A 26,045-nucleotide genomic window follows, 5' to 3' on the forward strand; every position below is an offset into this window, starting at 1 on the left:
ACCTGGGCGTCCGCTTGGTCCTGGTACCCACCCCCGGATACCCGGTGGTGGGTACAGCGGGCCGTAGCGGGCGCCTCACCCGCCAATGGTGGCGCTAGGTGTTTTCGCGCTGGTCACGGGCCCGAGGGCCAGGGCGGATGCAGCTATTGCCGCCCATTTCAGGAGAGTTTTCATGACCTCAGCGACCATTCCCGGTCTTCGTGGATCCGACGGCACCGCGCCGACCGAACACAGCGAACTGCTCGCCTGGGTTCAGGAGGTCGCCGAACTGACTCAGCCGGAGCGAGTCGTGTGGGCGGACGGTTCCGACGCCGAATGGGACCGGCTCACCACTCAGCTCGTCGAGGCGGGCACCTTCAAGAAGCTGGACGAGAAGAAGAAGCCGAACTCGTTCCTCGCGTTATCCGACCCCTCGGACGTGGCCCGGGTCGAATCGCGCACCTATATCTGTTCCAAATCCGAATCGGATGCCGGTCCGACCAACAACTGGGTCGACCCGACCGAGATGCGCGCCACCATGACCGAGCTGTACCGCGGCTCGATGAAGGGCCGCACCATGTACGTGGTGCCGTTCTGCATGGGCCCGCTCGGTGCCGAGGACCCCAAGCTGGGTGTCGAACTCACCGATTCGGAATACGTGGTGGTCTCCATGCGGGTGATGACACGTATGGGTCGGGCTGCACTCGATCTGCTGGGCACGGATCGGCCGTTCGTGAAGGCACTGCATTCGGTGGGCGCGCCGCTGGCCGAGGGTCAGGCCGATGTCCCGTGGCCGTGCAACGACACCAAATACATCACCCACTTCCCCGAGGACCGCGAGATCTGGAGCTACGGCTCCGGCTACGGCGGTAACGCGCTGCTCGGCAAGAAGTGCTATTCGCTGCGTATCGCCTCGGCCATGGCCCACGACGAGGGCTGGCTGGCCGAACATATGCTCATCCTCAAGCTGATCTCGCCCGAGGACAAGGCGTACTACGTGGCTGCCGCGTTCCCGAGTGCCTGCGGTAAGACCAACCTCGCGATGATCCAGCCGACGGTCCCGGGCTGGCGCGCCGAAACCCTGGGCGACGATATCGCCTGGATGCGGTTCGGCAAGGACGGCCGGCTGTACGCGGTGAACCCGGAGTTCGGTTTCTTCGGCGTCGCCCCGGGCACCAACCGCTCCTCCAACCCGAACGCGATCGAGACGCTGGAAGCCGGTAACACCGTCTACACCAACGTCGCCCACACCGACGACAACGATGTGTGGTGGGAAGGGCTCGAAGGCGAGCCCGATCACCTGATCGACTGGAAGGGCAACGACTGGTACCTGCGGGAAACCGAAACGCTGGCCGCGCACCCCAACTCGCGGTACTGCACCCCGATGTCGCAGTGCCCGACGCTGGCCGCCGAATGGGACGATCCGCAGGGCGTGCCGATCTCGGCGATCTTGTTCGGCGGGCGCCGCAAGACCACGGTCCCGCTCGTCACCGAATCCTTCGACTGGCAGCACGGCGTGTTCATGGGCGCCACCCTGTCCTCGGAGCAGACCGCAGCCGCCGAAGGCAAGGTCGGCACCGTGCGCCGCGACCCGATGGCCATGCTGCCGTTCATGGGCTACCACGTCGGCGACTACATGGCGCACTGGATCAACGTCGGTAAGAACGCCGACGCCGCCAAACTGCCGAAGATCTTCTACGTGAACTGGTTCCGCCGTGGCGACGACGGCCGGTTCCTGTGGCCGGGCTTCGGCGAGAACTCGCGTGTCCTGGAATGGGTTGTCGGCCGGATCGAGGGTACGGCCGCGGCCGAGAGCACCCCGATCGGCAATGTGCCGACGGCCGCCCAGATGGATCTGGCGGGCTTGGATGTGGATCCGGCCGATGTGGACGCGGCGCTGGCGGTGGATGCCGACGAGTGGCGGGCGGAGATCCCGCTCATCGAAGAGTGGTTCGAATTCGTCGGCGACAAACTGCCTTCCGGGGTGCGGGACGAATTCGAGGCGCTGAAACAGCGTATTCGGTGATATCGGCGGCTCGAGGGAGAGCGCTGTGAATCGGCGGCGCTCGCCCTCGATGCTGTGACCTCACTGTCGGGGTGGATCGTTCGTCTCTCGCGGTAGAGCATCCGCGGGCTGGGCTGTGATTTTGGAGCGCTCCGCGTCTCGACGGTGGGGCCCTGGTGGGCCCGGGTCTTCACTCCTGTGCTCCCCCGCACTCCAGAACCGGGTGGGCCCCACCCGCGCGTGTCGAAGGGGAGTGCGGGCAGAGCCGGATGGTTGACACGATTTGGGGCTTGGCCTGGGTGGTGTGCGACCGGGGGGCGGTTTTGTTTGTTCGGTGTCGTGTCCTGTGTGCGAACGAGGCGGCTCTTCTTGTGGGCGGGTGGCCGGGTGCGGTCGGTGCGGCGGCGGGTGGTATGGGCGGTTTTGCCTTATTCTGGATGTGTATCGAATCCCATGCTCACGCAATGCTGATTGCCGGACTGTTCCGCTCCTGATCGGCCCGCCTGTCGCACGATCCACGGCCCGAGCCGATCACTGCGCGAGAGGTGGTTGGAAATGGCCGAAGGGCAGCTGTCCCCGCAGTCCAGTGATGATGTTCCGGTGAGCACTCCGCTGCAGCGAGCCGCCGGCCGGTTGCAGTCGGCGCTGCCGGAGGGTTGGCAGGTGGAGGTGGTCGACGCGGCCGACGGGTCGCCGGATGGTGGCCAGATTCTGCGGGCGTTGCTGGTTACCGAATAGTTTGCTCGCCAGGGGGTTTCCCGAGGGCGTTCGGGATGTTCTGTCATGGGGGGTATTTCATGTATTACGGGTTGCCGGCTGTTCGACTGTGGCAGGGTTTGTGCTGCGCGGCAGCCGGACTCATACGGCTTCCGATGCTGGTCCGTGCCTTTTTGTGGGCGTTGCCCGCTGGCCGACGACCGACCGGACGCCGAATCCTTCCCTCTCGGTTCGTATTTCATCGAACGCACTATTGCGATTTGTTGCTGGATCGCGCATGATGTTAGCTAGGTATCAGCTCGCTCCATTCATCGAACCGAAGACCCACAATCGGGAGTGCGTTCATGGCGGTGCAAGTGATCGGCCGGGCGTTGATGACCAGCGACCAGACCGACCATCAAGCGAAAAGCGTTGGCAGCGGCGGCTGGGTCGTCTCGTTCTTACCGGGACGGACCCTGACTACCGAACAAGCAATGGCCGCCATACAAGCGGCCGAAGCAGTGGCGGTGGTCGGGGGATTGGCCGATCAGGTCGGGCTCACGACACTCGAAACCGTCGGGCTGGCCATCCAGGAATCCCCCTGGACCCGGGCCGAACCCGTGGTACGCAACGGTTGGCGCGACCGGATCGGCCGGCATCGCCCGCAACTCGCGCTCTAGCCGCGCCGCGGTGGCCCACCGGGCTTTTCGGCGACCACCACCAGATTGCTGACGAGTAGCTCCCGCAGTCCGGGAATCCGGACCAGCCACCAGGCCCAGCGTGGATGATATCGGGGGAACACCGCATGCACGGTCGCGGGCGTGCGCTCGGACCAGCGCACACCGTCTCGTGCGGGCACCGCGAACAGCGACACCCCGAAACGGTTCTTCGGCTCCTGTCCGTTCTTCCGGCGGTACCGGCGCGCCGCGTACTCGCCACCGAGGTAATGCCAGGGCCCGGTTTCGTGGCCGCCGAACGGTCCCAGCCACACGGTGTAGGAGAGCACGATGACCCCGCCGGGTTTGGTCACCCGGACCATTTCGTCGGCCATCCGCCACGGATCCGGGATATGTTCGGCCACATTCGACGAGAAACAGATATCGACGGCATCGTCGCGAAACGGCAGCGCCATCCCGGAGCCGCGCACTGCCGCCGGAACAGCGATACCCGCGGCATGCATCTCCGAGGGGTCGGGCTCGACCGGGATGTACCGGGCGCCGGCCCGGGCGAATTCGTCGGCGAAGTAGCCGGGACCACCGCCGACGTCCAGCACGGTGGTTCCGGCAAGATCACGCCCCGTGAGATCGGCGTGGAAATCACCGAGCAGATGCACGCTGTCGCTGGCGATACCGCCGTAGAACCGGGCGGGGTCGGTCTGCTCGAATCGGAAACTGCGCAGCAGCCGGACCGAGCGGCCCAGGGTGGCGCGCCGCGCGAAACGGAACCGTTTTCGTGGCTGCCGCGGTACGACCCCATCCGCCGCCCGGGGGCCGGGAACACCGGCGGTTGCGGAGGCGGGGTCCGCCGCAGCGGGCGGTATCCGGACCATGGGGGATTCCTCGGCGTCGAGCACGATGCCGAGTCTCGCATATTGTGGCAGACCACAATATCTCCGGCGGCACGCCGCAGAGACCTCCGGTCACATTTCTGCTGCCCTGCGGGCGGGCCGGCGGCCCGACCTTGGCAAAAGCATGAGACATGCAGGTGGGACGACCTGCCGGGGAGAACTGCGCGCTAGGGTGTAGCGCGATGCCTGTCCCGTCCGCGGGACCACTGCGACAGTCCCGTCCGCGGGACCCGACCAACCGGAGAAGCCCCGACGTGCGCGAAGTACTCCTACTCTGCTGGCGTGATACCGGGCATCCGCAGGGTGGCGGCAGTGAACGGTACCTGGAGCAGGTCGGTGCCCAACTGGCCGCCCGCGGTGTGCGGGTGACCCTGCGGACAGCCCGCTATCCCGGGGCGGCGAAACGTGAGCGGCTCGACGGTATCCATATCAGCCGCGGTGGGGGCCGGTTCACCGTATATCCCCGGGCGCTGGCCGCGATCCTGTTCGGGCGGCTCGGGCTGGGCCCGCTGAAAGATGTGCGGCCGGACGCGGTGATCGATACGCAGAACGGCATCCCGTTCTTCGCCCGGCTGGTTACGGGCGCGCCGTCGGTGGTGCTGGTGCATCACGGGCACCGGGAACAATGGCCGGTCGCCGGCAAGCTCGTGGGGCGGATCGGCTGGTGGATCGAATCGTCGCTGTCGCCGCGCATCCATCGTCACGACCAATACCTGACGGTTTCGCTGCCCTCCGCGGAAGAACTGGCGACACTGGGCGTCGACCGGTCCCGGATCGCGGTCGTCCGCAACGGTGCCGAGCCCGTTCCCGCCGGAGTCGCCACCGGGACTGCGGCAGTGCGTACGCCCGAACCGCGGGTGGTGGTGCTGTCGCGGCTGGTACCGCATAAACAGATCGAGGACGCACTCACCGCCGTAGCGCGGCTTCGCGGCCGGATCCCCGCCCTGCACCTCGATGTGATCGGCGGTGGCTGGTGGGCGGACAAGCTGAAGGATCAGGCCGCGGCCCTCGGCATCGCCGACGCGGTCACCTTCCACGGGCATGTCGGCGAACACCGTAAACACGAGCTGCTGTCCCGGGCCTGGGTGCATGTGCTGCCGTCCCGCAAGGAGGGCTGGGGGCTGGCGGTGATCGAAGCCGCGCAGCACGGGGTACCCACCGTCGGCTATCGCTCCTCCCGGGGCCTCACCGATTCCGTCATCGACGGGGTGACCGGACTGCTGGCCGACGACGCGGACCAGCTGGCGACCATCGTCGGCGAACTGCTCGACGATGCCGCCGCCCGCACCATCATGGGCGAGAAAGCGCGTTCCCGGGCTCGGGAATTCTCCTGGGAACATACGGCCGCGGGCGTGCACGAAGTACTGGCGGCCGCCGCCACGGGCCGACGGGTCAGTGGACTGATTTCTCCGGGAGACGAGCGCGCGTCGCAGATCACCGAGGTCGGTGCCTGAGCCTGCGATTGCCAGGGCGAGCCGGTCAACCGATTACTCGTGTACCGGTCGCTCAGCGGCGGTATTTCCGAACCTCGGGAGGCATCGAGCCGTTGCCGGCGGTCGGTCCGCTCTCGAGCAGCATCAGCGGTGCCGCGTCCGATCCGCGCTGGAGTGCACCAAAACAGCAGGGTCGCGTGTCGGTGTACTCGGGCTTCTTGCTTGGTCCCCGCGGCTTCCGCGCGCAGCCAGGAGTGCCCGTGGCGGTGTCTCCGCTATCCGGGGTGCCGCCGGTCTGCGCACCGATAGGCGTTCGGAATCACGCGTAGGCATCCGGAATCATTCGCTGCGCGGCCGTTGTGGTCTCAGTCGAGCGTTCGGCGGCGCCGGATACGTGGAAGCAGCGTCGCGAGCAGCGGTGTCACCAGGAGTAGCGCCCACAGGATATGTGCGCCGATCAGCAGCGCGCGGTCTTCCGGCGCGGGCCGGAGTGCCACGCCCGGGACCTGGTAGAGGCGCAGTTCTTCGCTGTCGAAAACCTGATTCAGCTGGGCGAGGGTGGTCGCGGATTCGCCCAGCGGGCCCGGCGAATCACGTTCGACAAGGACCCAGCCGACACCCAGTCGTGCGAGTTCGGCCGCATCGCCGCCGGTGAGCAGCAGGTCTTCCACGGTCTGCGCGCGCGTGCCCTCCCCGGTCACGGTCTCGTCGCGGACCGGCAGCGCACCGGTTTGCAGGACATCGCGCGGCAGCATTCGCGGGGCCGGATCGAGCACCGGCGCCGTACCGGAGTAGGGGAAGCGCCGGAACATGCCGCCGGGTAGAACCGCGATATCACCGGGGCCGTCGATACGTTCGGCCACCTCGGCCCAGGAATCCGGGTACTGCACGGCACGCATCTGCCCGCCCACACCCCAGCCCAGGTCGGGTAGCGGCAGGAGAAGCATTCCGATGAAGAGCACGGTCAGAGCAATCGATGCGTGCACAGGCTCGGGCCGGTCGGCGGCGGGGATGCCCGTGGTCTGCGTCTCCTCGGGCGGGACGGAATCCGACGCGCCGGCTGCCGGCCCGCCGCCCGTGCCACCCGAGCCGGGGCTGATCGGGCGGTCGGCACCGGAACCTTCTGCGCGCTCGGTATGCAAGCCGGTTGCGTTGCCGCCCGGGCGACTTTCCGTGCCGCCGGAGTCGCCGCCGGAATGGGAAGCGGGTGCGTCGCCGGGGCGGGAGCCGGTCAGGCCGCCGGGGGCGGACGCAGCCGGTTCGGTCGAGGTCGGGGCCGGTATGCCCTGCGAGGCCGGCCCATGGGGGGCGCTGCCGGTGTCACGGTGCGTTCCGCCGGATGCGGGATCGGGGAGCCGGTCGATTCCGGGCCGGTTGTCGGCGGGGGAGACGGGCGCCGGGCCGGCGGAACCGGGTACAAGGGTGGAATCCTCGTATTGCGCAGCTGCGTCATCGGTGGATCGGCGGCCGGTCGCAATAGAGCAGGCGGCCGCGGCGCACAGTGCGTATCCGGGGACGGCGAGTGCCACGAACTTCTGTGTATCGCGGAGCAGTCCGGTGCCGGGAATATGTACGACCAGCCACTCCATGACAGCCAGCCCGGCCGGGGTCGCGGCCAGGGCCGGGAGCGCGACCGCCGCCGCGGCGAGGACGAGCAGGATTCGGCGGGCGCGGGTGCGTTCGGGGTCGCCGTCCGCGGCCGCCACCCTGCGGATTCCGAATGCGACGACGGCCAGCAGCAGGACGGTCGCGGCGGCGGCCAGCGGTGTGGTGCGGGAATCGGGAACGGCATCGGCGTTCCAGATCCCACCCAGCCCGGCGAGACTGCCCACCGTGCCCAGCCAGGGTTCCGCGCGGGCGGCGAAAGCCGGAACACCCGCCGGATCCGAAGGTTCGGCCGCGACCCCGGAAACGGCGGTGGCCAGCAGCCACGGCAGGCAGGCCGCCACGACGAGCAGGAGTACACCGGCCAACCGTCGCCCACCGGCAATCGCCACGGCGACGATTGCGCCCAGTAGCGCGCCGGTCGGAGTGAGCCCTGCCGCGGCGAGAAGGCCGACGAGCACGGCCCAGTTCCGGAAGGCGCAGGACCCGAAGCCGGTTCCGGTCAGCTCCGTGGCCTTTCGCCGAAGCACCGGGAACCTGATTGCCGGCTCCGGTGCTCGCTCGGGTCCATTGCCGGAATCCGGTCTCGCATCGGGTCCGACCCGGTCACCGGAACGAGGTTCGGTTGCGGTGGTGTCCGGCGGAATTATGGAGCCGGCCTCGGCGGTTGTCCCGCCGCGGCGGACCCGTAGGGCTGCCAGCGCGATCCAGGGGAGTGCCGCGTAGCCGGTGAGCAGGCTCCAATGCCCCTGTAGCAGGCGTTCGGCAACGTAGGGGTTCCAGACAGTGAGCGTGGTGGCGGCGAGCTGCGCGGTGAGCGGCGCCCGCAGCAGGTGGCGGGCCAGGAGCGCGGCGCCGTAGCCCGCCGCCCAGAGCGCGGCCACCAGGATCGCCTTGACCACCACGCCGCCGTCGACGAGTACCGAAAGCGTGGCGAGCAGGGCATCCTGCGGTACGGCCCGGGGCGCTGCGTCGCCCAGACCGAGCGCGGTATCGGTGAGGTAGGAGCGGGGAATGCTCACGGCATCGCGGAGCAGGAGATAGCCGGGCCGTAGCAGCGGGGCGGTGATCAGGAGGGTGAGCAGCAGGCTGTATCCGGCCGGGAGCCACCGTGTCCACCGGCCCGCTCGTTGTGCACCCACGGCCAGTCACCCTACGTTCGCGAGTCCGGGCGGGGCGGACCGGTCCACTCGGCGCCACGGGTGAAAGACTTGCCCGCGTGCAGTTCGTTCGCCGTCTTCCCGCCGTGGCGGACATGACCCTGGTCACGGCGGGTGCGATGACCGCGAATATCGCGAGTTATCTGCTCCAGTTGCTGGCGGGGCGCTGGCTCGGTGTGGCCGGGTACAGCGAATTCGCCAGCCTGCTGGCCGTCCAGTTGCTGTGCGCGGTGCCGGCGCTGGCCTTGCAGAACGTGGTGGCACGCGAACTCGTGCACGGATCCGATATCGCGGCGCTGCGTGGGCTGCGCTGGCGGTGTGCGGTCCTGGTGGCAGCCGCGGCAGCGGTGCTGGTCCCGGTGGTCAGTGTGTTGCTGGACGTGGGGGTCGCGGCGGCTGCGGCCGCGCTCGGGTCGGCGCCCGCCCTGGTCGTTCTGGCAGGCGAGCAGGGGGTGCTGCAAGGGCAGAAGCGGTTCCGCGGATTGGCGATGGTGCTGGGGGTGACCGGTATCGCGAAGGTTGTTCCGGCGCTGGTGGTACTGGCCGTGGGTGGGGCTGCCACGGCGGCGCTGTGGGCAGCGGCCGGTGGTGTCGCCGCGGCGGCCGGGTACGGGCGGATTGTGGCGGGGAATGCGGAGACGGCCGGAAATCACGGCGCGGGTCGCGGGATGGATTTGCCCGGTGATTCCATTTCCCCGGCGACTTCGCCGGACGTGGATTCCGGGCTGACCGAGGCACGGCCGAAGCAGGCCGGAGCCGATGGGACGATCCCCGTATCTGCCGGATCCGGCGCCGGTGCGAAACCGGGGTTGGCCGATGTGGCCGCGGTGCTGCGGGCGGCGCAGGTGCAGGCGGCGTTGATGGCGCTGTCGTCGGCCGATCTGATCGTGGTCCGGATGGTGCTCGAGGAACCCGATGCCAGCCGGTACGCGCTGGGCACCATTGCTACCAAGATCGCGTTTTGGCTACCGCAGGCAGTGGGTGTGGTGTTGTATCCGCGGATGGCGCAGCCGGCGTCGTCCGGTTCGGCGATACGTTCGGCGCTCGCGGTGCTCGCCGGTATCGGTGTGGTTGCGGTGTTCGGTGCGGCGGTGGCGGCTCCGCTCGCGCCGTTACTGGCCGGTCACGACTATGCCCCGATCCAGGGATTGCTGTGGTTGTTCGCGCTGCACGGCGCGATCCTGGCTGTTCTGCAGGGCGCGCTGCTCTCGGCGATCGCGGTGAACCGGACCGCGTCGGCCGCGCTGGCCTGGGTGGGATTGGTGCTCGAGGTGGTGTTGATGCTGGTCGTGGCGAATTCCGTCACCGCCCTCATCGTGACCGCCGCGCTCGTCGCCGGCGCGACCACCGCTCTGGTGGCGCTGCTGGTCATTCGGGCGGCGGCCCAGCGTCCCGCCGTGGCCGCCGCGTAATCGGCGGCAGCGCCGCCAGACCCACCGCGATCACCGCGACGAGTGCGGGCACCTGGACCCACAGCGAATCACCCATATAGCCGCCCGGCATCCGCCACGGCCCGGTCGACAGTGCGGCGGCCGATACCGCCGTACCGATTCCGGCGACGGCCGCCAGGGCGCGCCGCGGCAGCCGCGGCGCGAACCGCAGTACCGCCAGGCCCGCCACCGTGAGCACGGTGGCCGTGGGTCCGGCGATCACCGTGGTCGCGGCGGTCAGTGCCAGAGCGCCGGCTGTCCACGGAGTGCGCCGTGCCGGCACCGGACTGGCCGGATCGTCGCGGGGTCCGCGCGGAACGGCAAGGGCGAGCAGGGGTATCAGCAGCAACAGACCACCGAAGATCGCGACCCGGTACCAGGTGTCGATCGGGAACGACACCGTCACCGGTCCGGTAGTACCGGGAGGGACCAGCCAACCCTGCTGCCAGCCGTTCACCACGATGGGATCGAGTTCCTGCCCGTCAGCGGTGTGGGCCCGCCAGCCGATATTCGTGCTGAGCGGAAGTGTGAGCAGTTGGGTTCCGCTGTCGGCGACGGGCGGCGCCGGCGGTGTACCGGCCAGCCGTAATCGGTCGACGAAGAACAGTTCGGTCGGTGCGACCAGCACATCGACCTCGCCCGCCGGAAGCGAAACCGGCTGGGCTGTCTCGGGGTCCGTCTCCGGTACCGGCGGCGCGGCGGAGTCCGGGCAGGCTTGCGCGGCAATAGGTGCGCCGGAACGTAGTTCGCCGGCCGTGGCGGTGATACTGGTGTGCACCAGACGGCCACCGACCGCGATGGTCGGCCCGATGTCGCAGCCGATGGTGACGATCCGGTCGTCCGGTGCGGGTGGCGGATACTGCGGACCCAGCACGTTCACCTCGGCCAGCCCGGCGGGCTGAGCCTGGTGGTAGCCGAGGGCGGTCCGGTCCAGAACCGATTCCCAGCTGCGGATACTCAGTTCGATCCGATCGGTTACGGTGGGGTGCAGGTCGATGCGGGACATCGCGTCCGGGTCGTCGAGTTCGCGGATCTGCGGCCCGTTGCCGAGGTTCACCGCCACGGAGGTCGGGGCGGCGGGCAGCCCGCCGAGCGAGGGGGACAGTTCGAGCCCGGTCACCAGTGTGGGTTCGGGGAGTTCGATGGTCAGCGTCGGTTTCGGACCGCGGGTATCGCGGGCGGTCTCTTCGGGAGCCGTCCAGCTGGTGCGCGGATCGCCGTCGGTAGCGGCGAAGGCCGAGCCGCGTAGATCGCCGACATCGGATGCCCCGCGCGCCACCGGCCGGGCCGGATCGGTCAGCAGCGCCTCCAGTGCGGGGCCCTGCCGTGGCCGGACGGTGAGATGAGGATCGACCGTCACCGGTGCGGGCACCGAAAGGGTGCGGCTGAATGCACCCATCTCCTCCGGGGCCAGCGCCAATCCCTTCCCGCAGCGAACACGGTCGGGGGCGTCGAAACAGGCGTTGCGGCCGGGGAATTCCTGTCCGAGATCCCAGCCGGTCACCGTGGCGCCCGACGGTGGTTCCGGAAGTACTGTGCGGTGCCGGATTTCGACCGGAACAGGAAATTCGGGTACCGAGTAGTCCTCGACCGCCAGTTCGCTGATCCCGAACTGACCACCCGTACTGCCGCGTTCGGTCGATCGCGCCGTGATCTTCACCCAGTCCGTCGAACCCACCGGCAGCGGCACCGAAACCGGCTCGCCGGGTTTACCGATCCGGGCGGAGACACTGCCGTTGTCGGTGCGCACCTCCACCCATTTCACCGGGTCGCCGATGGCGGCGGGAGTGCTGGTGAAACGCAGCAGCCCGGAATTGAACGGTTCGTCCATATCGAGCCGCAGCCATTGGCCGACAGCGTATTCCCCCGCATTGCTGATCCAGGCGGTGGTGGGGTCGCCGTCCACGATCGCCGCGGTCGAATTACCCGGCGCGGCACCACCGATCTGGGTGGCATCGGCGGCCGAACTGGACGCGGTGACGGTGGCCCCGGTCCAGTCGCCGCGGACCGGTTCGGCACCCGGGACCGCGTAATCCGGTACGAGGTTGTGCGTGCGACGGGCGTCGCCGGGGGCGCGCAAGGCCGAGTTGTGATTGTCGACCTTGCCGAAATCGGTTTCCCGGTCCATCGGGGTATCGGTCACCGTCACCGGGCCCACCGGCAGGCCCGCGGCGGCGGCATCGGCGGCGAGCAGAGTCGGCTCGTGCGAGGTCGCGGGGTCGCGGTGGAGCCGTTCCAGGACCTCCGATCCGCCCTGCACCCTCGGGACCGAGGCGAGCGGAACGGTGTATGCCCCGGGGAATTCGGCGGGCGCACCGGTGCCACTGCGTACCTCGGCGGGAGTTCCCGGCACCGGAGTTTCGATGCGATAGATCTCCACCGCCGGATACTCCGGGCGGAGATCGGCGTCGACCACGAATTCGTCGTTACCGGACCCGTGTTCGATCGGCTCACCGAATTCCGCGACCTTACGCAGCCCCGGCGACCCCTCCACCGCGCTGTGCGCCAGCAGCGGCCGGGTCGACCGGGAGGTATCCGGATCCAGATCGTTGCGCAGCACCAGCACTCCGATGCCTTGTCCGCGCAGCGCGGCCGCCAGACCGTCCGAGGGCCGGCCGTCGGCGATGAGCCGCTGCACCGAATCCATGGCGCGGATGGTTCCCGGCGGATTCAACGGGACCGCGTCCCGGACCGCCCACGGGGTCTCGGCCAGTGCTTGTAGTGGTTCGTCCCTGGTCAGACCCCAGACCTGGCTGCCGAAAGGCGCGCCCGGGACCACCAGTGCCCGGGTATCGGCGGCGTTGTCGCGTAACCACTCGGCGGTCTGCTGCCAGTAGCCGGGCACCTCGTCGTAGGCACCGCGCGGCGCGAGTTTGCCGGTCCAGGCCAACGAGGTGGACAGTGCGAGCGCGGCCAGGATCAGCATCGCCACCGCGACCCTGCGGTCGCGATGCGGGTTGGCGAACGCATTGCGCCACTGCCCGGCGCGTACCGAACCGGGCAGTGGCACCCGGGCCAGCAGTTGCGCGAGCCCCAGCACCAGCGGCAGCCGGATCAGCGGTTCCAATTTGTGCACATTGCGCAGCGGCGCACCGCCGGAATCGAGGAAGATGCGGACGTTTTCGGCGAACGGCCCGCCGAGCTGGCCCACATACCCAGCGCAGATACCGGTGAGGCCCACACACAGGATGAACACCAGCCGCCCGCGCCCGGGCATCGAACGCATAGCCAGGCCCGCCATCCCCGCGGCGGCGAGCAGGCCGGTGGCCAGGACCGCGGCGGGCTGGGTGACCAGCACCGCGCCCGCGATCCGTTCCGGCGAGACGAACGGGGTCCAGCTGTCGGTTCCGCGCAGTACTTCCCCCAGCGACGCCCACTGTGTGGTGACTCCGGACGATTCGATGTAGTCGAGGAACGGCGGGCTCACCCGGCCGAGCAGCAGTAGCGGCACCGCCCACCACGCAACCGCCAGCACCAGCAGCGGTACCCAGGCCATGGTGAACCGCCACCAGGCCCGGTTGGGCCGGTAACTGGCCCACCACAACAGTGCGGGCAGGAAGGCCGCCACCGTCGCGACCGCGTTCACCGCGCCCATCAGCGCCAGGGCCAGCGCACTTCCGGCCGGCGACCGCGCTCCGCCGTGCCGGCGCCGCCGGTAGGCCGTACCGAGGGCCGCGGGTGCGAGCAGTACCCACGGCGCCAGCATCATGGGCAGGGTTTCGGAGGAGATGGAACCGAGGGTGGTGAGCACCCGCGGGGACAGCGCGTACGCGATGGCGGCGATGATCCGCGCTCCGCGCCCGCCGATACCCAGGGTTTCGCAGAGTTTGACAACACCCCAGAACCCGGCGAGCAGCAGCAGCGCCCACCAGGTCCGCTGGGTCACCCAGGCGGGAATCGAGAGGAGATCACCCAGCGCGAAGAACGCGCCGTGCGGAAAGAAGTAGCCGTAGGCCTGGTTCTGGACCTGCCCCATCGGAGCTTGGCTGCTCCACATATGCGCGGCCCGGCCCAGGAAGCCGAGTGGGTTTTCGGCCAGGTCGTATTTGGTATCGGCGACGGTCAGCCCGGGGGCCTGCAGGAAGGTGAGCAGGAAGGCGATAACGGCCGATCCGGCGAACCACCGCGGTCCCAGCCGGTCGGCCGATTCCGGCTCGCTACCGGTTTCCGCGCGCGGCGAGGCTGCGGTTTCGGACTGCTCGGGCACCGTGGGTCAGGCGTTCGGCGTCCCCGCCGCAAGTACCGGGCGGGGACGTGGCGGGGTCGGGAGGGGTCTCAGCGCTTGCCGTATTCGACGCTGTTGAGCAGCGAACTGTCCGCGTTACCGCTGCGGTCCACCTCGGGGCGGGTGTTCTGCTGTACTGCGGCGGTGATGGCGAAGACCGCGATCGCGCCCAGCAGGGCACCGCCCACCGCACTCGCAATACCGGGGACAGCAAACTTCATCGCAGCACTCCAAACTAGATGCAGGCAGTATCCGGGCCAACCTAGCAGTATCGCGCCGGTCCGGAAACGTACAGTCCGGCGTTTCACCCTACTGGGTGCCACCGTCCGGCGGCGACGGCCGGGCGTGTTCTCCCCGCGGCGACCTGCGGCCTTTGTGCGGCCGAACCGTCATGGACCACGGCCCGGACGCGATCGCGCAGCCGGGCCGTATTTCAGCGAGGGAAACAACGACCGCGCCGGTCCGCTGGGCGAGCCCGTGCCGAACGTAGGAGTATTCGATCCAGATCCCGCTGAACGGTGCGGCGGGCCCACATCGAGATCTGCACCCTCACTCGCGTTTCTCCGGGATGCCCAGTGCGCCGAGCAGGGTGTGCAGTTTGCTCGTCGTCTCGTCGAGTTCGGCCTGTGGATCCGAGGCCGCGACGATTCCGCCGCCGGCCCAGGCACGCAGGGAAAGGCCGTCGGCCGATAGCCGTGCACTGCGGATCGCGACCACCCAGCACCCGTCGCCGCTCGAATTGCACCAGCCCACCGCACCGCCGTAGAACCCGCGGTCTTCCTCGTGAGTGGTGATGTATTCGAGTGCTTGGGCGGTGGGAGTGCCGCATACCGCCGGCGTCGGATGCAGGAGCAGTGCGAGTTCGAGGGCGCTGGGCGCCGGATCCCGCAGCACACCGTGGATCGGGGTGCCGAGATGCCATACGTCGCGGGTGCTGACCAATTGTGTGCGCGCCGGCACGGTGAGCCGGACACAGACCGGGTTCAGCCGTTCGGTGATCCAGTCGACGACGAACGCGTGCTCGGCCCGGTTCTTCGTACTCGACGCCAGCCGCTGCGCCTGGGCGTTGTCAGCTCCGGGGTCCGACAGTCGTGGCAGCGTTCCGGCCAGCGGATACACCGTGACCGACGACCCGGTGCGCTGGACCAGCGTCTCCGGGGTCGCACCCACCAGGATCGCGCCGGTATCTCCGGCAGGGGTGAGATCGACAGCGAAAACATTCGCGCGCGGATGTCTGGTGAGCAGGTAGGCGGCGAGGGTTTGCGGGTCGAGGGCGGTGTCCGCCGTGGCCGACACCGATCGCGCGGCGACCACCTTGCGCAGCGGCGGGGCCGGGTCGGCGAGGATGCCGACCAGCCGTGCGACCCGCTCGCGATGCTCGTCCGGGGAGGGCTGTTCGCTCACCACGCGTATGCGGGGGAGTTCCGGCAGCGCAGCAGGTCGCCACGGGCCCGCGGTATGCGAGAACTTCTCGGGTTCGACCAGCGCGGACGCCCGGCGCGGGTCGAACGGGATCGCGCCGGTGATCGCCGCGGTGCCACCGTGCAGGGCGTCGACGGCCTGCCACGGATCGCGGAACGTGGTGCGCACGCCGTCTGCGCGGACCACGCTATCGGGTCGTGCCAGCAGGAACCCGGTCATGGTCCGACCGTAACTCCATCGAGAGGGCACGGCCTCATGACCACACCGAGGTTCCGATCTCGTGCAACGGTGGACCGATGGGCCTGCAAGTTGCTCCACGCCGCCGCGGATGAGGTCGGGTGTCTGATCGCCGAGCGTCGGCCGGGGGAAGGCGACGAGAACCGGGTCTCTGCTGTTCCACCGAGTGGCTGGTCCACCGGATCCGGATATCGCCGACAGCGCGGGACCGGTGCCGGTACGGGATCACTGCCGAAGTCCGGCGTGGTCGCCCATCGTGGCCGGACGACCGTATGCGTTTCCGGACCCGTGGCCAGGGGTGCCGCCCGGATCGTCAGGTTTCGGCGCGCCGGCTGTGCCCGTTGCCCAGCGTGCGGTCCCGCGGCACCGGTGGTACCAGGAAGACCGGTCGATGACAGTGCTTGAGGACCGCGTCCGCCACACTGCTGTGCACCAGGGCGCGCAGACCGGTTGCGCCGCGGGTGCCGGCGACGACGATGTCGACATCGAGTTCGTCGGCGACCTCGACGATCGCGTGCCAGATACTGCCGGTGGATTCCTGGGTACGGGCCTCGGCGTTCAATCCCGCCAGCCCGGCGAGGTGCACACCTTCGGCATTGATCTCGCGGGCGGTCGTATAGGCGATATCTTCCATATCCTCGTCCGGCACCCATTCCGGCTGCACCATCCCGGAGATTCCCGAGATGCGGGCGGCCTGCCGGACCATCGGCTCCCACGCGGTGAGCACCACCGCCCTGTTCGCGGTGAGGAAGCGCCCGGCGTATTCGATCGCGCGTTTGGCGTGTTCGGACCCGTCGTAGGCGATGAGCATCAGATCGCAGGGCATGACGACCTCCGAGGCGGAGCCGGCGAGCAGATGATTCCAGATTACCGCTGTCCCGAAACCGAGCCGAGCTTTTGCGTACGTGGCGCTCGGGATACCGTGCAACGATGCGGAAGTTGCCGTTCGTCCTGCTCGCGGTGCTCGCGATGATCCTGACCGCCTGCGCCGGCGGCGACGGTGGTGGCACCGGAACCCCCACGCCCGGGGAGCGCTCCCCGGAGGGCGGGACGAGTGCCGCGCCCGCGCCCACCACCACGACCCCGGACGATTGCGCCGCCGAGTACCTCGGCCAGTTCACCACCCGGGAGAAGCTGGCGCAGCTGCTCACCGTCGGGGTCACCGGTACCGATGACGCGTTGTCAGTGGTGCGCGACCATCAGGTCGGCGGGATCTTCGTCGGCAGCTGGACCGATCTGTCGCTGTTGACCAGCGGTGAACTCGAACAGGTACGGGCCGAGGCGAAGGTGCCGCTGATGGTCACCACTGATGAGGAGGGCGGCCGGGTATCGCGGCTGGGCAGCCTCATCGGTACCGCGCCGTCGGCCCGGGAGACCGCGCAGACGATGACGGCCGAGCAGTTCTACAACGCCACCCTCGACCGCGCCCGCGCCATGCGTGACCTGGGGATCACCGTCGATTTCGCGCCCGATATCGATGTGAGCTCGCAGCCCGACGATTCGGTGATCGGTGACCGCTCCTTCTCCGACGATCCGGCAGTGGTCACCGAATACGCCGATGCCTATATCCGGGCCATGCACGAAATGGGGCTGGGTACGGTGCTCAAGCATTTCCCCGGCCACGGCGCCGGTACCGGCGATTCGCACCTGGGCGCGGTCCAGGTGGCGCCACTGGAGCAGCTGGCCGCCCGTGATCTGGTGCCATTCCGGGAATTGATCGACAGCGGCTCGGCGGTGATGGTCGGGCATCTGGATGTTCCCGGCCTGACCACGCCCGGTGTGCCCGCCAGTATCAGCCCGGAGATCATGAGCCTGCTGCGGCAGGGCTCCGGCTACGGCGCGGCCCCGTTCGACGGCGTGATCTTCACCGACGACCTCAGTGGTATGGCGGCCATCACCGACCGCATGTCCATCCCGGAGGCGGTCGAGGCAACCCTGGTCGCCGGTGCCGACAACGCCCTGTGGATCAGCACCGACGCTGTGGGCCAGGTGCTGGACCGCCTGGAGGAGGCAGTGGCCGCGGGCCGGCTGCCCATGGACCGGGTGGACGAGTCGGTGTTGCGGATGGCCGATTACAAGCAGATCCCGCGCGCCTGCTGATTTCCGGGGGAGGGCCGCGCGGTGCCGACCGGCCCGCACCGCTGTCCGGTGTACGCGTCGCCGGTGACCGCTATCCGAGTACAGTGCTGACCTTCGCCCGGAGTTCCGGGACCGTCTCCGATCCGCGAGCGGCGCACGTGCGCCGCCGGGTGGTTTCCGGGCCCGGGCAACTTACTTTGGAGTAATATAAAGGGCTCGATGCGGTAGGAGACGTGATGGCGGGCGGTACGAAAAGACTTCCGAGAGCGGTGCGCGAGCAGCAGATGCTCGATGCCGCGGTCGAAGTCTTCTCGCGCAAAGGCTTCCACGAAACCTCCATGGATGCCATCGCCGCCGAGGCCGAGATCTCCAAACCGATGCTCTACCTCTACTACGGCTCCAAGGACGAATTGTTCCGCGCGTGTATCCAACGCGAGGGTATGCGGTTCCTGGAGTCGGTCGCCCCGGCCGGTAACCCGCTGCTCAGTCCGCACGAGCAATTGCGCACCGCGCTCGAGGGGTTCCTCGGATTCGTCGATACCCACCGCAATTCCTGGCAGGTCCTCTACCGGCAGGCGCTCGGCCAGCAAGCGTTCGCCTCCGAGATCGAGAACGCCCGCCAGCGGGTTATCGAACTCACCGCGAAACTGCTGGAGTCCAGCGCCAAGCACGCCGAACCCGGTACCAATTTCGATATCGTCGCGGTCGCCGTGATCGGTGCGGGAGAGGCGATCGCCGATACGGTCGCCGGCGGGCGGATCGATGTGGCCGAGGCAGTGGATCTGCTGGACGCGCTGGCCTGGCGCGGTCTGTCCGGCCGCAAACCCGATACCGCCGGCGAATCGGGCGAATAGTCCGAATTCCCCAGCAGCCGTGGTTTTCTGCGGCTTGCGACCGATCCCGACGCTCCGTAGTTTCGGGCCAGCGGTCGTTGCGGAGGACGACGTCCGCGGGGAGGGCGAGGTGTTCGGGTTATTGCGGCCGTGCCGACGCGGCGCAGCGAAATACGGTATCGATCCCGGTCTTTGGCAGTCCCATATGTGTGGCCTGTGCCTGGGCCTGCGCGACGGTGGCGGACAGATCGCCCGTGCCGCCACCGATCGATGCGATAGTGCTGAGTCTGCTGACCGAAGCGCAGGCCGAAACCCCGGCGTCCCGGACCCGGCGAGGCGATCCGGCTGTTGCTCACCCAGTACTGCACCGGATATGCGTGCTGTGCCGAGCACATCAATCCGTGCAACGGTGAACGGCGGAAGTCCTGGGCCTCCCGGGGGTGTGATTGCGGCAGCTGCTGTGACTGTGCCGGCTGCTGTCGGGATTGCGGTCGGTGCTGCGGTGGCGACGGCTGCTGCTGTGAGTGCTGCGACTGTTCCTGCTGACCCGGCGTAACTCAGCTCCGCCGGTCGAAGCGCCGGGCCCACTGCCGGCAGGGTTCCTCCACCAGCGCGTGGCTCGCCGCGGCGATCGGCAGCGTGAACGCGACCGTGAGCACCAGGACCTTCACGAAGTCGCCGTGGAAGGGCAGAATCCCGAACACCGGGAAGATCACCGACAGCACGGCCAGATGCCAGATGAAGATGCCGTAGGACCAGCGGCCGACCGTGGCCGCGGGGGCCGAAGTGAGCCACCGGCGGCTCTTATCGGCCGGACCGAGGACCAGGGGCGCGAGCAGGGCGAAACCGATCACCGTGCCGAGAGCCATTTTGGCCGCGTACTGCCACGGTTCGGCCCGGGTCAATCCGGCGACCCCGCCGAGGTCGGTGGCCGAGAGTGCGAACGTCACGCCGGCGATCGCCCACATCAGTCGCTGATTGCCGAGGATCCGCCGCCCTCTCGCCCGCGGCTCGTCGCAGATCAGTTCGGCCAGCAGCATGCCGCCCGCGAACCACGGTATGTAGGCGGGCAGCCAGTTGTCGGCGTGGATGCCGCCCGGGGTCGGCACCGGTATGAAGTTCCAGCCCAGGAACACCAGGCCGAGCAGCAGCACGGCCGGTACTCGCGCGGTGGCCGCGCGTCCACGCAGACCGTGCAGCAGCCAGGCCAGCAGCGGCAGCACCAGATAAAAGGCCACCTCCACCGACAGACTCCACATCTGGGTGAGTCCATCGGTCAGTGTGAGCGGAATGAAAACCTGCAGGAGCAGCAGATTGGACAACCACACCTGCACGCCGGCGGTGTCCGCGGCGGCCGGAACCAGGATCAGCACCGCACACACAACGAGCCAGTACGCGGGCACGATCCGGGCTACCCGGTGACGTAGGTAGTAGCCGAGGGTGGGTGCGTCGCCGAGACCGCGGGCCGCCAGTGCGTGCGGCCGCCACAGCAGGAAGCCCGACAGGGCGAAGAACACGGCGACCGCCATATCGAAACGTTCCAGCAGCCGGCCGAGAACGGGTATCGCGGTGGCGCCGGTCTGGAACGCCACATGGGTGACCAGCACCCCGAGCGCCGCCAGCCCGCGCATACCTTCCAGTGCGGGGAGAAAGGAACGCTGCCGGGCGGCGGCCGGGGACGCCGCGGTCGTCCCGGGCCCGGAAGCCCCCATGACAGCGGCGGGTGCTCCGCTGAAGGCGCCCGGTCCGGTATGGCCGATATCGGGCTGAGCTCCGGGTTCGGTGGTCGGGGTGGTGGTCATCGGCTCCCAGTCTGCCCGCCCGCTCGCGCTGCGGGGAAGGCGGCATTTCACAATGCGCGCTAGACTCCTGCCGATTTGGGTCCGATTCCGGCCTCGCCAATGCCCACGAAACGCCGTGGCTGTTAGTGTCAGGGCTCACGAGTGCCGCGGCGCCCCGCTGTACCCGCGGAACGACCTGTGTTCTACGACGAGGAGACATTGCATGGCACTGAGTGCCGGAACCAGAAGGACGGTTGCCTGCGTGCTCGTGGGTCTCGGCGCGTTGCTGATCGTTGCCGCGCTGATGATCCCTACCTACACCGTCGGCAAAATGGCCAAAACTCCCCTCGATCTCGAGATCACCACCGTCGCGGTCAACCAGCCGGACGAGGAAAGCCTGGTCCTGGACTCGACTTCGCTGACCGAAGAGGGGCGCAGCGCAGAGGTCAACGAGAACGTTCCGCTCGTCTCCCAGCGTTTCCTCACCATCGAAGACCCGTCCGATGCCGATCAGATGACGATTCAGGCCGGTAACACCCTGCGCCGGATCGACAAGCGGGGCGATACCGGTGTGCTGTCGGCCTACGTCGACCGGGTCACCATCGATCGCAAGACCGGCGAACCGGTATCCACCGACCCCAACGGGTCGATCGCGATGTCGACCAACAGCAAGGGTGAGAGTATCGCCGAACCGGTCCATCGCACCGGTCTGCAGTACCGATTCCCGATCGGCACGGAAAAGAAGAACTACCCGTACTTCGACGTCTACGCCGAGACCAGCACCGATATGGAGTTCGTCGAAGAGACCGAGATCAACGGCACCACGGTCTACCACTTCCGGCAAAACGTCCCGGTGACCGATCTGTCCAAGGTCTCCAACCTGCCCACCAACAAGCTGAGCCTGCCGGCCGCCAAGTGGGGCCTCGAGGGCGGCGAAGAGCCGATCACCATGTCGCGCTTCTACAGCAACGTCCGCGACCTGTGGGTCGAGCCGCAGACCGGCACGGTCGTCAAGGGCGGCGAGCAGCTGAACATCTTCTACGGGCGCTCCGCCGACAAGCCCGAGGTGCCCGCACTCAAATCGCATCTGGTCTTCGATACCGATACCGTCGAAGCCCAGCTCGCGATCGCCAAGGACAATATCGACCAGCTCTCGCTGTTCGGCCGTATCCTGCCGATCGTTCTCGGCATCCTCGGTGTCATCGCGCTGATCGCCGGCATCCTGCTCGGCGTCATGGGTGGCGGTTCCGGCCGACCGGCCCGCGCCGGTGGTCCCTCGGGCAGCCGTCCCGGCGGCCCGGCTCCCGCCGGCTCGGATGCGCCGACCACCACCCTGCCGCGCAGCAGTGGTGCGGACGCACCGACGGAGACCATCAGGATGCCGAAGGATCTCTGAACCACGGCTGAAACGGTCGCCTGAACAAGGTCGATACGAAAAGCTCCCCGGACCACAGGTCCGGGGAGCTTTTTCGTAGCCGGGCGAAATGCTGTGCCGTCGCAGCCGGTGGACACCGGCCGTTGGCCCGCGGCGGCAGCCGATCGCCGGGGCATCGCATTCCTCGTCGCCGAAACGAAAGAATCCCGCTCCCGGGATGACGGGAGCGGGATCTGTGTCCGCCGGAAAGCGTCGGTTCAGCGCAGAGCGGCGGTGAGGTGGGGGTAGCCCTTCTTGGGATGTCGCAGGGCGAGTTCCCAGCCGTCGGGAGTCCGATCCGCGTACACGTTCACGGTCGAGGGCAGCAGAATCGGTTTACCGAACTTCACCGCGTAGGACACCGCCCCGGGGATCCGGCCCTCCAGCGTGGCCAGAATCGCTGCCGCCGACCACATACCGTGGGCGATGGCCCGTGGGAAGCCGAATGCCTTGGCACCCAATGCCGAGGTGTGGATCGGGTTCTGATCGCCGGAGGCGTTCGCGTAGCGGGTGATCGTCGCCTGGTCGACCCGCAGGGTACGCAGCGGGGGTGGCGGTACCTCTTCCGGCTTCGGCTCGGGTTTCGGACCACCCGACAGCGAGGTCTTCTGCTGGTGCAACAACGTTGTCACCTGCCGCCACACCAGTTCTCGCCCGACCCGGATCTCGCTGATCGCGTCCACCAGCAACCCCTTGGGGTGCTCGCGCAGGTTCTCGATATGCGCGGTGATATCGAGCGGTTCGCCGGCCGAGATATCGCGGGTGCGCTCGATCAGGTTCTCCGCGTGGACGGCACCCACTGCGACGAACGGGAAATCGCGTTGCACGATCATTTTCATCACCATCGGGAAGGTGATGACGAACGGGTAGGTCAGCGGCAGCTTGTCGCCGAACCGCAACCCGGTGGCGCGGCAGTACGCGGCCAGATGTTCCGGGTCCACGTGTAGGCCCTCGAGCCGAACCTCGCGGTCCGGGATGGCCGGTGCGCGGCCGGATACGAACGGCAGCGGAACCGCTCCCAAGGCCGCCTTCACATAGAGACTGCCGTTCTTGGGGGGTTCGTCGAGGGTGATGGTCTCGGTCATCACGCGCCGATCATGCTCTGGCCGCAGACGCGGACGATATTGCCGTTCACCGCGTTCGACGCCGGGCTCGCGAAGAAGGCGACGGTTTCGGCAACGTCCACGGTCTGCCCGCCCTGGTTCAGCGAGGCCATCAGCCGGCCGCCCTCGCGCGTCGCCAGCGGGATCGCGGCGGTCATGGCGGTTTCGATGAATCCGGGAGCCACCGCGTTGATGGTGATGTTCTTCTCGGCCAGCGCGGGCGCCTCGGCATTCACCATGCCGATGACACCGGCCTTGGAGGCACCGTAGTTGGTCTGCCCGCGGTTACCGGCGATACCCGCGATGGAGGACACGTCGATCACGCGGCCGCCCGCCTTCAAAGCACCCGAGGACACCAGGCCCTCGGTGATCCGGTGCGGGGCCGCGAGGTTCACGTTCAGTACCGCGTTCCAGCGGCCTTCGTCCATGTTCGCGAGCAGTTTGTCGCGGGTGATCCCGGCGTTGTGCACGATGATGTCGATACCGCCGAAACGTTCGGTGGCGAATTCGGCGAGCCGCTCGGCCGCGTCGGCGGCGGTTACATCGAGTGCCAGCGCGGTACCGCCGACCTTGTTCGCCGTTTCCGCCAGTGCCTCGCCCGCGGCGGGGATATCGGCGACGATCACGGTCGCGCCGTCCCGGGCGAAAACCTCGGCGATGGTGGCGCCGATACCGCGCGCCGCGCCGGTGACCACGGCGACCTTCCCGTCGAGCGGGCGGTTCCAATCGGCGGGTGCGGTCGAATCGTCCTTGCCGACCCGGATCACCTGCGCGTCCACGAACGCCGATTTGGCCGAAAGGACGAAGCGCAGCGTCGAGGCCAGCCCGGTGGCTGCCGGGGAGGCTTCGGGGTGCAGGTACACCAGCTGCGAGGTGGCGCCGCGCAGCAGTTCCTTACCGACCGAACGGGTGAAGCCCTCCAGCGCCCGCTGGGCGATCTGGCCCTCGACCGATCCGGCGAGTTCCGGGGTGGTACCGATGACCAGCACCCGGCCCGACGGCGCGATACTGCGCATGGCCGGCTGGAAGAACTGGTAGAGCTGGGAAAGATCCTCGATGCTGCCGATGCCGGTGGCGTCGAAGACCAGCGCGCCGTACTTGGTGCCGGCGGCCGGTGCATCGGCGAAGGTGTAGTCGCCGGCCAGCAGCGCGCGCAGCGGTTCGGCCACGCGGCCCTTACCGCCCAGCAGGACCGGGCCGGGCAGTGCGGGCTCGCCGGGGGTATAGCGCCGTAGTTTCTCCGGCTTCGGCAGGCCCAGCTTGTTCGCGAGGAACCCGCCGGGCGCGGAGTTGACGAACGATCCGTAGAGGTTGGGTGCGCCCTTGCTCTTGGCTGCCACTGTTCCCACCTTTTCTGTTGCTCGAGTGGTATCGGTACCTGGCGTGCGCCGGTACCGCCGCACCGGCGCCGTTGCTGCCCGAACTGCGCTCACCCGCGGGGAGCGGGGTCGGCAGGTTAGCCGGCGCACAGTCGCCGGAGGCGGTGTCGACATTGAACTTACTCCGGAGTAAGTTTATCGTAAACCGATCGCGGGCGGGCGTCGGCCGCCGCGGCCGGGTACCGCGGATCCGGAGCCGGAAACACCCGACCATCTCGCCAACTCGACAACCTGGGAGACCCGAGTGACCACCACACCCCGTTCGACCCGTCCGGTCGCCATCGTCGGCGGCAACCGCATCCCGTTCGCCCGCTCCGACAAGGCCTACGCGCACGCTTCCAACCAGGACATGTTCACCGCGACCCTGGACGGTCTGGTGAGCCGTTTCGGCCTGCAGGGCGAACGCCTGGGCATGGTCGCCGGCGGCGCCGTCCTCAAACGCGTCGGCGAACACGGCATGATCCGGGAAAGCGTGCTCGGCAGCACGCTCAGCCCCTACACCCCCGCCCACGATCTGCAACTGGCCTGCGGTACGGGCCTGCAGGCCGTGGTCACCGTCGGCGACGCCATCGCGGCCGGCCGGATCGAGGCCGGTATCGGCGGCGGAACCGATACCACCTCGGATGCGCCGATCGGCGTGAGCGAGCGGATGCGCGAATGGATGCTGAACATCAACCGCGCCCGCACCAATGCCGAACGGCTCAAACTGGTGGGGCAGTTGCGGCCCGGCATGGTCGGTATCGAGATTCCGCGCAATGCCGAACCGCGTACGGGGATGTCCATGGGCGAACATGCGGCCGTCACCGCCAAGGAATTCGGTATCGCCCGCGAGGCGCAGGACGAACTGGCCTACCTGTCGCATACGAACATGGCCGCCGCCTACGAACGTGGTTTCTTCGACGATCTGGTGACCCCGTTCCTCGGACTCACCCGCGACGACAACCTGCGCCCCAACTCTTCGGTCGAGAAACTGGCCACCCTGAAACCGGTGTTCGGCGTGAAGCTCGGCGACGCCACCATGACTGCCGGTAACTCCACACCACTCACCGACGGCGCCTCGGCGGTACTGCTGTCCAGCGACGAATGGGCCGCCGACCGCAGCCTGCCGGTACTGGCACATCTGGTGGACAGCGAGGTCGCGGCCGTCGATTACATCCACGGCCCCGACGGTCTGCTGATGGCCCCCACCTACGCGGTGCCCCGCATGCTGGCCCGCAACGGCCTGACCCTGCAGGATTTCGACTTCTACGAAATTCACGAGGCCTTCGCGTCGGTGGTGCTGGCCACCCTGCAGGCTTGGGAATCGGATCAGTACTGCAAGGAGCGGCTGGGTCTCGACGGTGCCCTCGGCCCGATCGACCGGACCAAGCTGAACGTCAACGGATCCTCGCTGGCGGCCGGGCATCCCTTCGCGGCCACCGGTGGGCGGATTGTCGCCCAGACGGCCAAGATGCTGGCCGAGAAGGGGTCCGGCCGTGCGCTGATTTCCATCTGTGCCGCCGGTGGGCAGGGTGTAGTCGCCATTCTGGAGCGTTGAGAGCCGTGATCCTGCGCCGTCGTCTGCGGCGCAGGGTCGGTGATCTACGGTTTCGACCCACATTCGACCGGGCCGTCGATACCGGCGGGAGCAGGGAGCTCGCCGGTATGGACGGCCCGGTCCACGGGAGTGTCCCGGCCGCGGTGAAACTCGATATCGC

At 68.4% G+C, this 26,045-nt stretch carries 18 protein-coding genes; 9 read left to right on the top strand and 9 right to left on the bottom strand.

Annotation, left to right across the window (positions count from 1 at the left end; translation table 11 throughout):
* Positions 1–172: 172 nt before the first annotated feature.
* From NFL01S_RS26475 to NFL01S_RS26490, 3 genes are all read left to right on the top strand, one after another.
* Positions 173–2,005: a phosphoenolpyruvate carboxykinase (GTP) gene (locus NFL01S_RS26475; protein WP_062979031.1), complete on the top strand. Its 1,833-nt coding sequence runs from the start codon at positions 173–175 to the stop codon at positions 2,003–2,005.
* A 534-nt stretch (positions 2,006–2,539) separates the two neighbouring features.
* A complete protein-coding gene (locus NFL01S_RS26485; protein WP_062979033.1) occupies positions 2,540–2,722 on the top strand; it encodes a hypothetical protein in 183 nt (60 codons plus the stop codon).
* A gap of 323 nt (positions 2,723–3,045) precedes the next feature.
* Positions 3,046–3,360 carry a hypothetical protein gene (locus tag NFL01S_RS26490; protein WP_062979034.1) on the top strand — a complete coding sequence of 105 codons (315 nt, stop codon included), beginning with the start codon at positions 3,046–3,048 and terminating at the stop codon, positions 3,358–3,360.
* Here NFL01S_RS26490 and NFL01S_RS26495 read toward each other — a convergent pair.
* The gene (locus NFL01S_RS26495) at positions 3,357–4,253 is read right to left on the bottom strand and encodes a class I SAM-dependent methyltransferase (protein WP_245670896.1); all 897 of its coding nucleotides are present in this window, start codon (positions 4,251–4,253) and stop codon (positions 3,357–3,359) included. The two genes, NFL01S_RS26490 and NFL01S_RS26495, sit on opposite strands and share 4 nt — an antisense overlap.
* Positions 4,254–4,501: 248 nt before the next feature.
* Here NFL01S_RS26495 and NFL01S_RS26500 point away from each other — a divergent pair, with 248 nt between their 5' ends.
* Positions 4,502–5,701 (top strand): glycosyltransferase family 4 protein, encoded by a 1,200-nt coding sequence (locus NFL01S_RS26500; RefSeq protein WP_062979035.1) that lies wholly within the window; start codon positions 4,502–4,504, stop codon positions 5,699–5,701.
* A gap of 344 nt (positions 5,702–6,045) precedes the next feature.
* Here NFL01S_RS26500 and NFL01S_RS37150 read toward each other — a convergent pair whose 3' ends face one another.
* Positions 6,046–8,427: an MmpA family trehalose lipid delivery protein gene (locus NFL01S_RS37150; RefSeq protein WP_062979036.1), complete on the bottom strand. Its 2,382-nt coding sequence runs from the start codon at positions 8,425–8,427 to the stop codon at positions 6,046–6,048.
* Between the two features lie 77 nt (positions 8,428–8,504).
* Here NFL01S_RS37150 and NFL01S_RS26510 point away from each other — a divergent pair, with 77 nt between their 5' ends.
* Positions 8,505–9,857: a polysaccharide biosynthesis protein gene (locus NFL01S_RS26510; protein ID WP_371851862.1), complete on the top strand. Its 1,353-nt coding sequence runs from the start codon at positions 8,505–8,507 to the stop codon at positions 9,855–9,857.
* Here the strand turns inward: NFL01S_RS26510 and NFL01S_RS26515 are convergent.
* The 4 genes from NFL01S_RS26515 to NFL01S_RS26525 form a co-directional block, all read right to left on the bottom strand.
* Positions 9,814–14,082 (bottom strand): alpha-(1->3)-arabinofuranosyltransferase, encoded by a 4,269-nt coding sequence (locus NFL01S_RS26515; protein ID WP_084493274.1) that lies wholly within the window; start codon positions 14,080–14,082, stop codon positions 9,814–9,816. The two genes, NFL01S_RS26510 and NFL01S_RS26515, sit on opposite strands and share 44 nt — an antisense overlap.
* 68 nt (positions 14,083–14,150) lie before the next feature.
* The gene (locus NFL01S_RS34795) at positions 14,151–14,321 is read right to left on the bottom strand and encodes a DUF2613 domain-containing protein (RefSeq protein WP_084493275.1); all 171 of its coding nucleotides are present in this window, start codon (positions 14,319–14,321) and stop codon (positions 14,151–14,153) included.
* A 328-nt stretch (positions 14,322–14,649) separates the two neighbouring features.
* On the bottom strand, positions 14,650–15,741 hold the full coding sequence (locus NFL01S_RS26520; RefSeq protein WP_062979037.1) for an isochorismate synthase: 1,092 nt from the start codon (positions 15,739–15,741) through the stop codon (positions 14,650–14,652).
* Positions 15,742–16,072: 331 nt separating this feature from the next.
* Positions 16,073–16,585, bottom strand: coding sequence for a universal stress protein (locus NFL01S_RS26525; RefSeq protein WP_062979067.1), 513 nt, complete (start codon positions 16,583–16,585; stop codon positions 16,073–16,075).
* A 104-nt stretch (positions 16,586–16,689) separates the two neighbouring features.
* Here NFL01S_RS26525 and NFL01S_RS26530 point away from each other — a divergent pair, with 104 nt between their 5' ends.
* Both NFL01S_RS26530 and NFL01S_RS26535 read left to right on the top strand, forming a co-directional pair.
* Positions 16,690–17,859 carry a glycoside hydrolase family 3 N-terminal domain-containing protein gene (locus tag NFL01S_RS26530; protein ID WP_062979038.1) on the top strand — a complete coding sequence of 390 codons (1,170 nt, stop codon included), beginning with the start codon at positions 16,690–16,692 and terminating at the stop codon, positions 17,857–17,859.
* A gap of 215 nt (positions 17,860–18,074) precedes the next feature.
* On the top strand, positions 18,075–18,692 hold the full coding sequence (locus NFL01S_RS26535) for a TetR/AcrR family transcriptional regulator (RefSeq protein WP_062979039.1): 618 nt from the start codon (positions 18,075–18,077) through the stop codon (positions 18,690–18,692).
* Between the two features lie 536 nt (positions 18,693–19,228).
* On the opposite strand, the gene NFL01S_RS26540 is transcribed toward NFL01S_RS26535, so the two are convergent.
* Positions 19,229–20,383, bottom strand: coding sequence for an acyltransferase family protein (locus NFL01S_RS26540; protein ID WP_062979068.1), 1,155 nt, complete (start codon positions 20,381–20,383; stop codon positions 19,229–19,231).
* Between the two features lie 292 nt (positions 20,384–20,675).
* Here NFL01S_RS26540 and pgfA point away from each other — a divergent pair, with 292 nt between their 5' ends.
* Positions 20,676–21,848, top strand: coding sequence for a cell envelope lipid trafficking protein PgfA (gene pgfA, locus NFL01S_RS26545; protein WP_157116961.1), 1,173 nt, complete (start codon positions 20,676–20,678; stop codon positions 21,846–21,848).
* A 236-nt stretch (positions 21,849–22,084) separates the two neighbouring features.
* On the opposite strand, the gene NFL01S_RS26550 is transcribed toward pgfA, so the two are convergent.
* Together NFL01S_RS26550 and NFL01S_RS26555 are read right to left on the bottom strand one after the other, a co-directional pair.
* Positions 22,085–22,951, bottom strand: coding sequence for a MaoC family dehydratase (locus NFL01S_RS26550; RefSeq protein ID WP_062979041.1), 867 nt, complete (start codon positions 22,949–22,951; stop codon positions 22,085–22,087).
* Positions 22,951–24,309, bottom strand: a complete 1,359-nt coding sequence (locus NFL01S_RS26555; protein WP_062979042.1) for a 3-oxoacyl-ACP reductase — start codon at positions 24,307–24,309, stop codon at positions 22,951–22,953. Before NFL01S_RS26555 ends, NFL01S_RS26550 begins: the two co-directional genes overlap by 1 nt.
* Before the next feature lie 283 nt (positions 24,310–24,592).
* Here NFL01S_RS26555 and NFL01S_RS26560 point away from each other — a divergent pair, with 283 nt between their 5' ends.
* Positions 24,593–25,885, top strand: coding sequence for an acetyl-CoA C-acetyltransferase (locus NFL01S_RS26560; RefSeq protein ID WP_062979043.1), 1,293 nt, complete (start codon positions 24,593–24,595; stop codon positions 25,883–25,885).
* The last annotated feature ends 160 nt before the right edge of the window (positions 25,886–26,045 follow it).

The sequence above is a fragment of the Nocardia flavorosea NBRC 108225 genome, from assembly GCF_001613385.1.
Taxonomy (GTDB): domain Bacteria; phylum Actinomycetota; class Actinomycetes; order Mycobacteriales; family Mycobacteriaceae; genus Nocardia; species Nocardia flavorosea.

Coding starts and splice junctions, on each gene's coding strand:
- NFL01S_RS26490 (WP_062979034.1), top strand. CDS start 3,046: ATGGCGGTGCAAGTGATCGGCCGGGCGTTGATGACCAGCGACCAGACC.
- NFL01S_RS26520 (WP_062979037.1), bottom strand. CDS start 15,741: ATGACCGGGTTCCTGCTGGCACGACCCGATAGCGTGGTCCGCGCAGAC.
- NFL01S_RS26475 (WP_062979031.1), top strand. CDS start 173: ATGACCTCAGCGACCATTCCCGGTCTTCGTGGATCCGACGGCACCGCG.
- NFL01S_RS34795 (WP_084493275.1), bottom strand. CDS start 14,321: ATGAAGTTTGCTGTCCCCGGTATTGCGAGTGCGGTGGGCGGTGCCCTG.
- pgfA (WP_157116961.1), top strand. CDS start 20,676: ATGGCACTGAGTGCCGGAACCAGAAGGACGGTTGCCTGCGTGCTCGTG.
- NFL01S_RS26485 (WP_062979033.1), top strand. CDS start 2,540: ATGGCCGAAGGGCAGCTGTCCCCGCAGTCCAGTGATGATGTTCCGGTG.
- NFL01S_RS26525 (WP_062979067.1), bottom strand. CDS start 16,585: ATGCCCTGCGATCTGATGCTCATCGCCTACGACGGGTCCGAACACGCC.
- NFL01S_RS26540 (WP_062979068.1), bottom strand. CDS start 20,383: ATGGGGGCTTCCGGGCCCGGGACGACCGCGGCGTCCCCGGCCGCCGCC.
- NFL01S_RS26530 (WP_062979038.1), top strand. CDS start 16,690: ATGCGGAAGTTGCCGTTCGTCCTGCTCGCGGTGCTCGCGATGATCCTG.
- NFL01S_RS26550 (WP_062979041.1), bottom strand. CDS start 22,951: ATGACCGAGACCATCACCCTCGACGAACCCCCCAAGAACGGCAGTCTC.
- NFL01S_RS26535 (WP_062979039.1), top strand. CDS start 18,075: ATGGCGGGCGGTACGAAAAGACTTCCGAGAGCGGTGCGCGAGCAGCAG.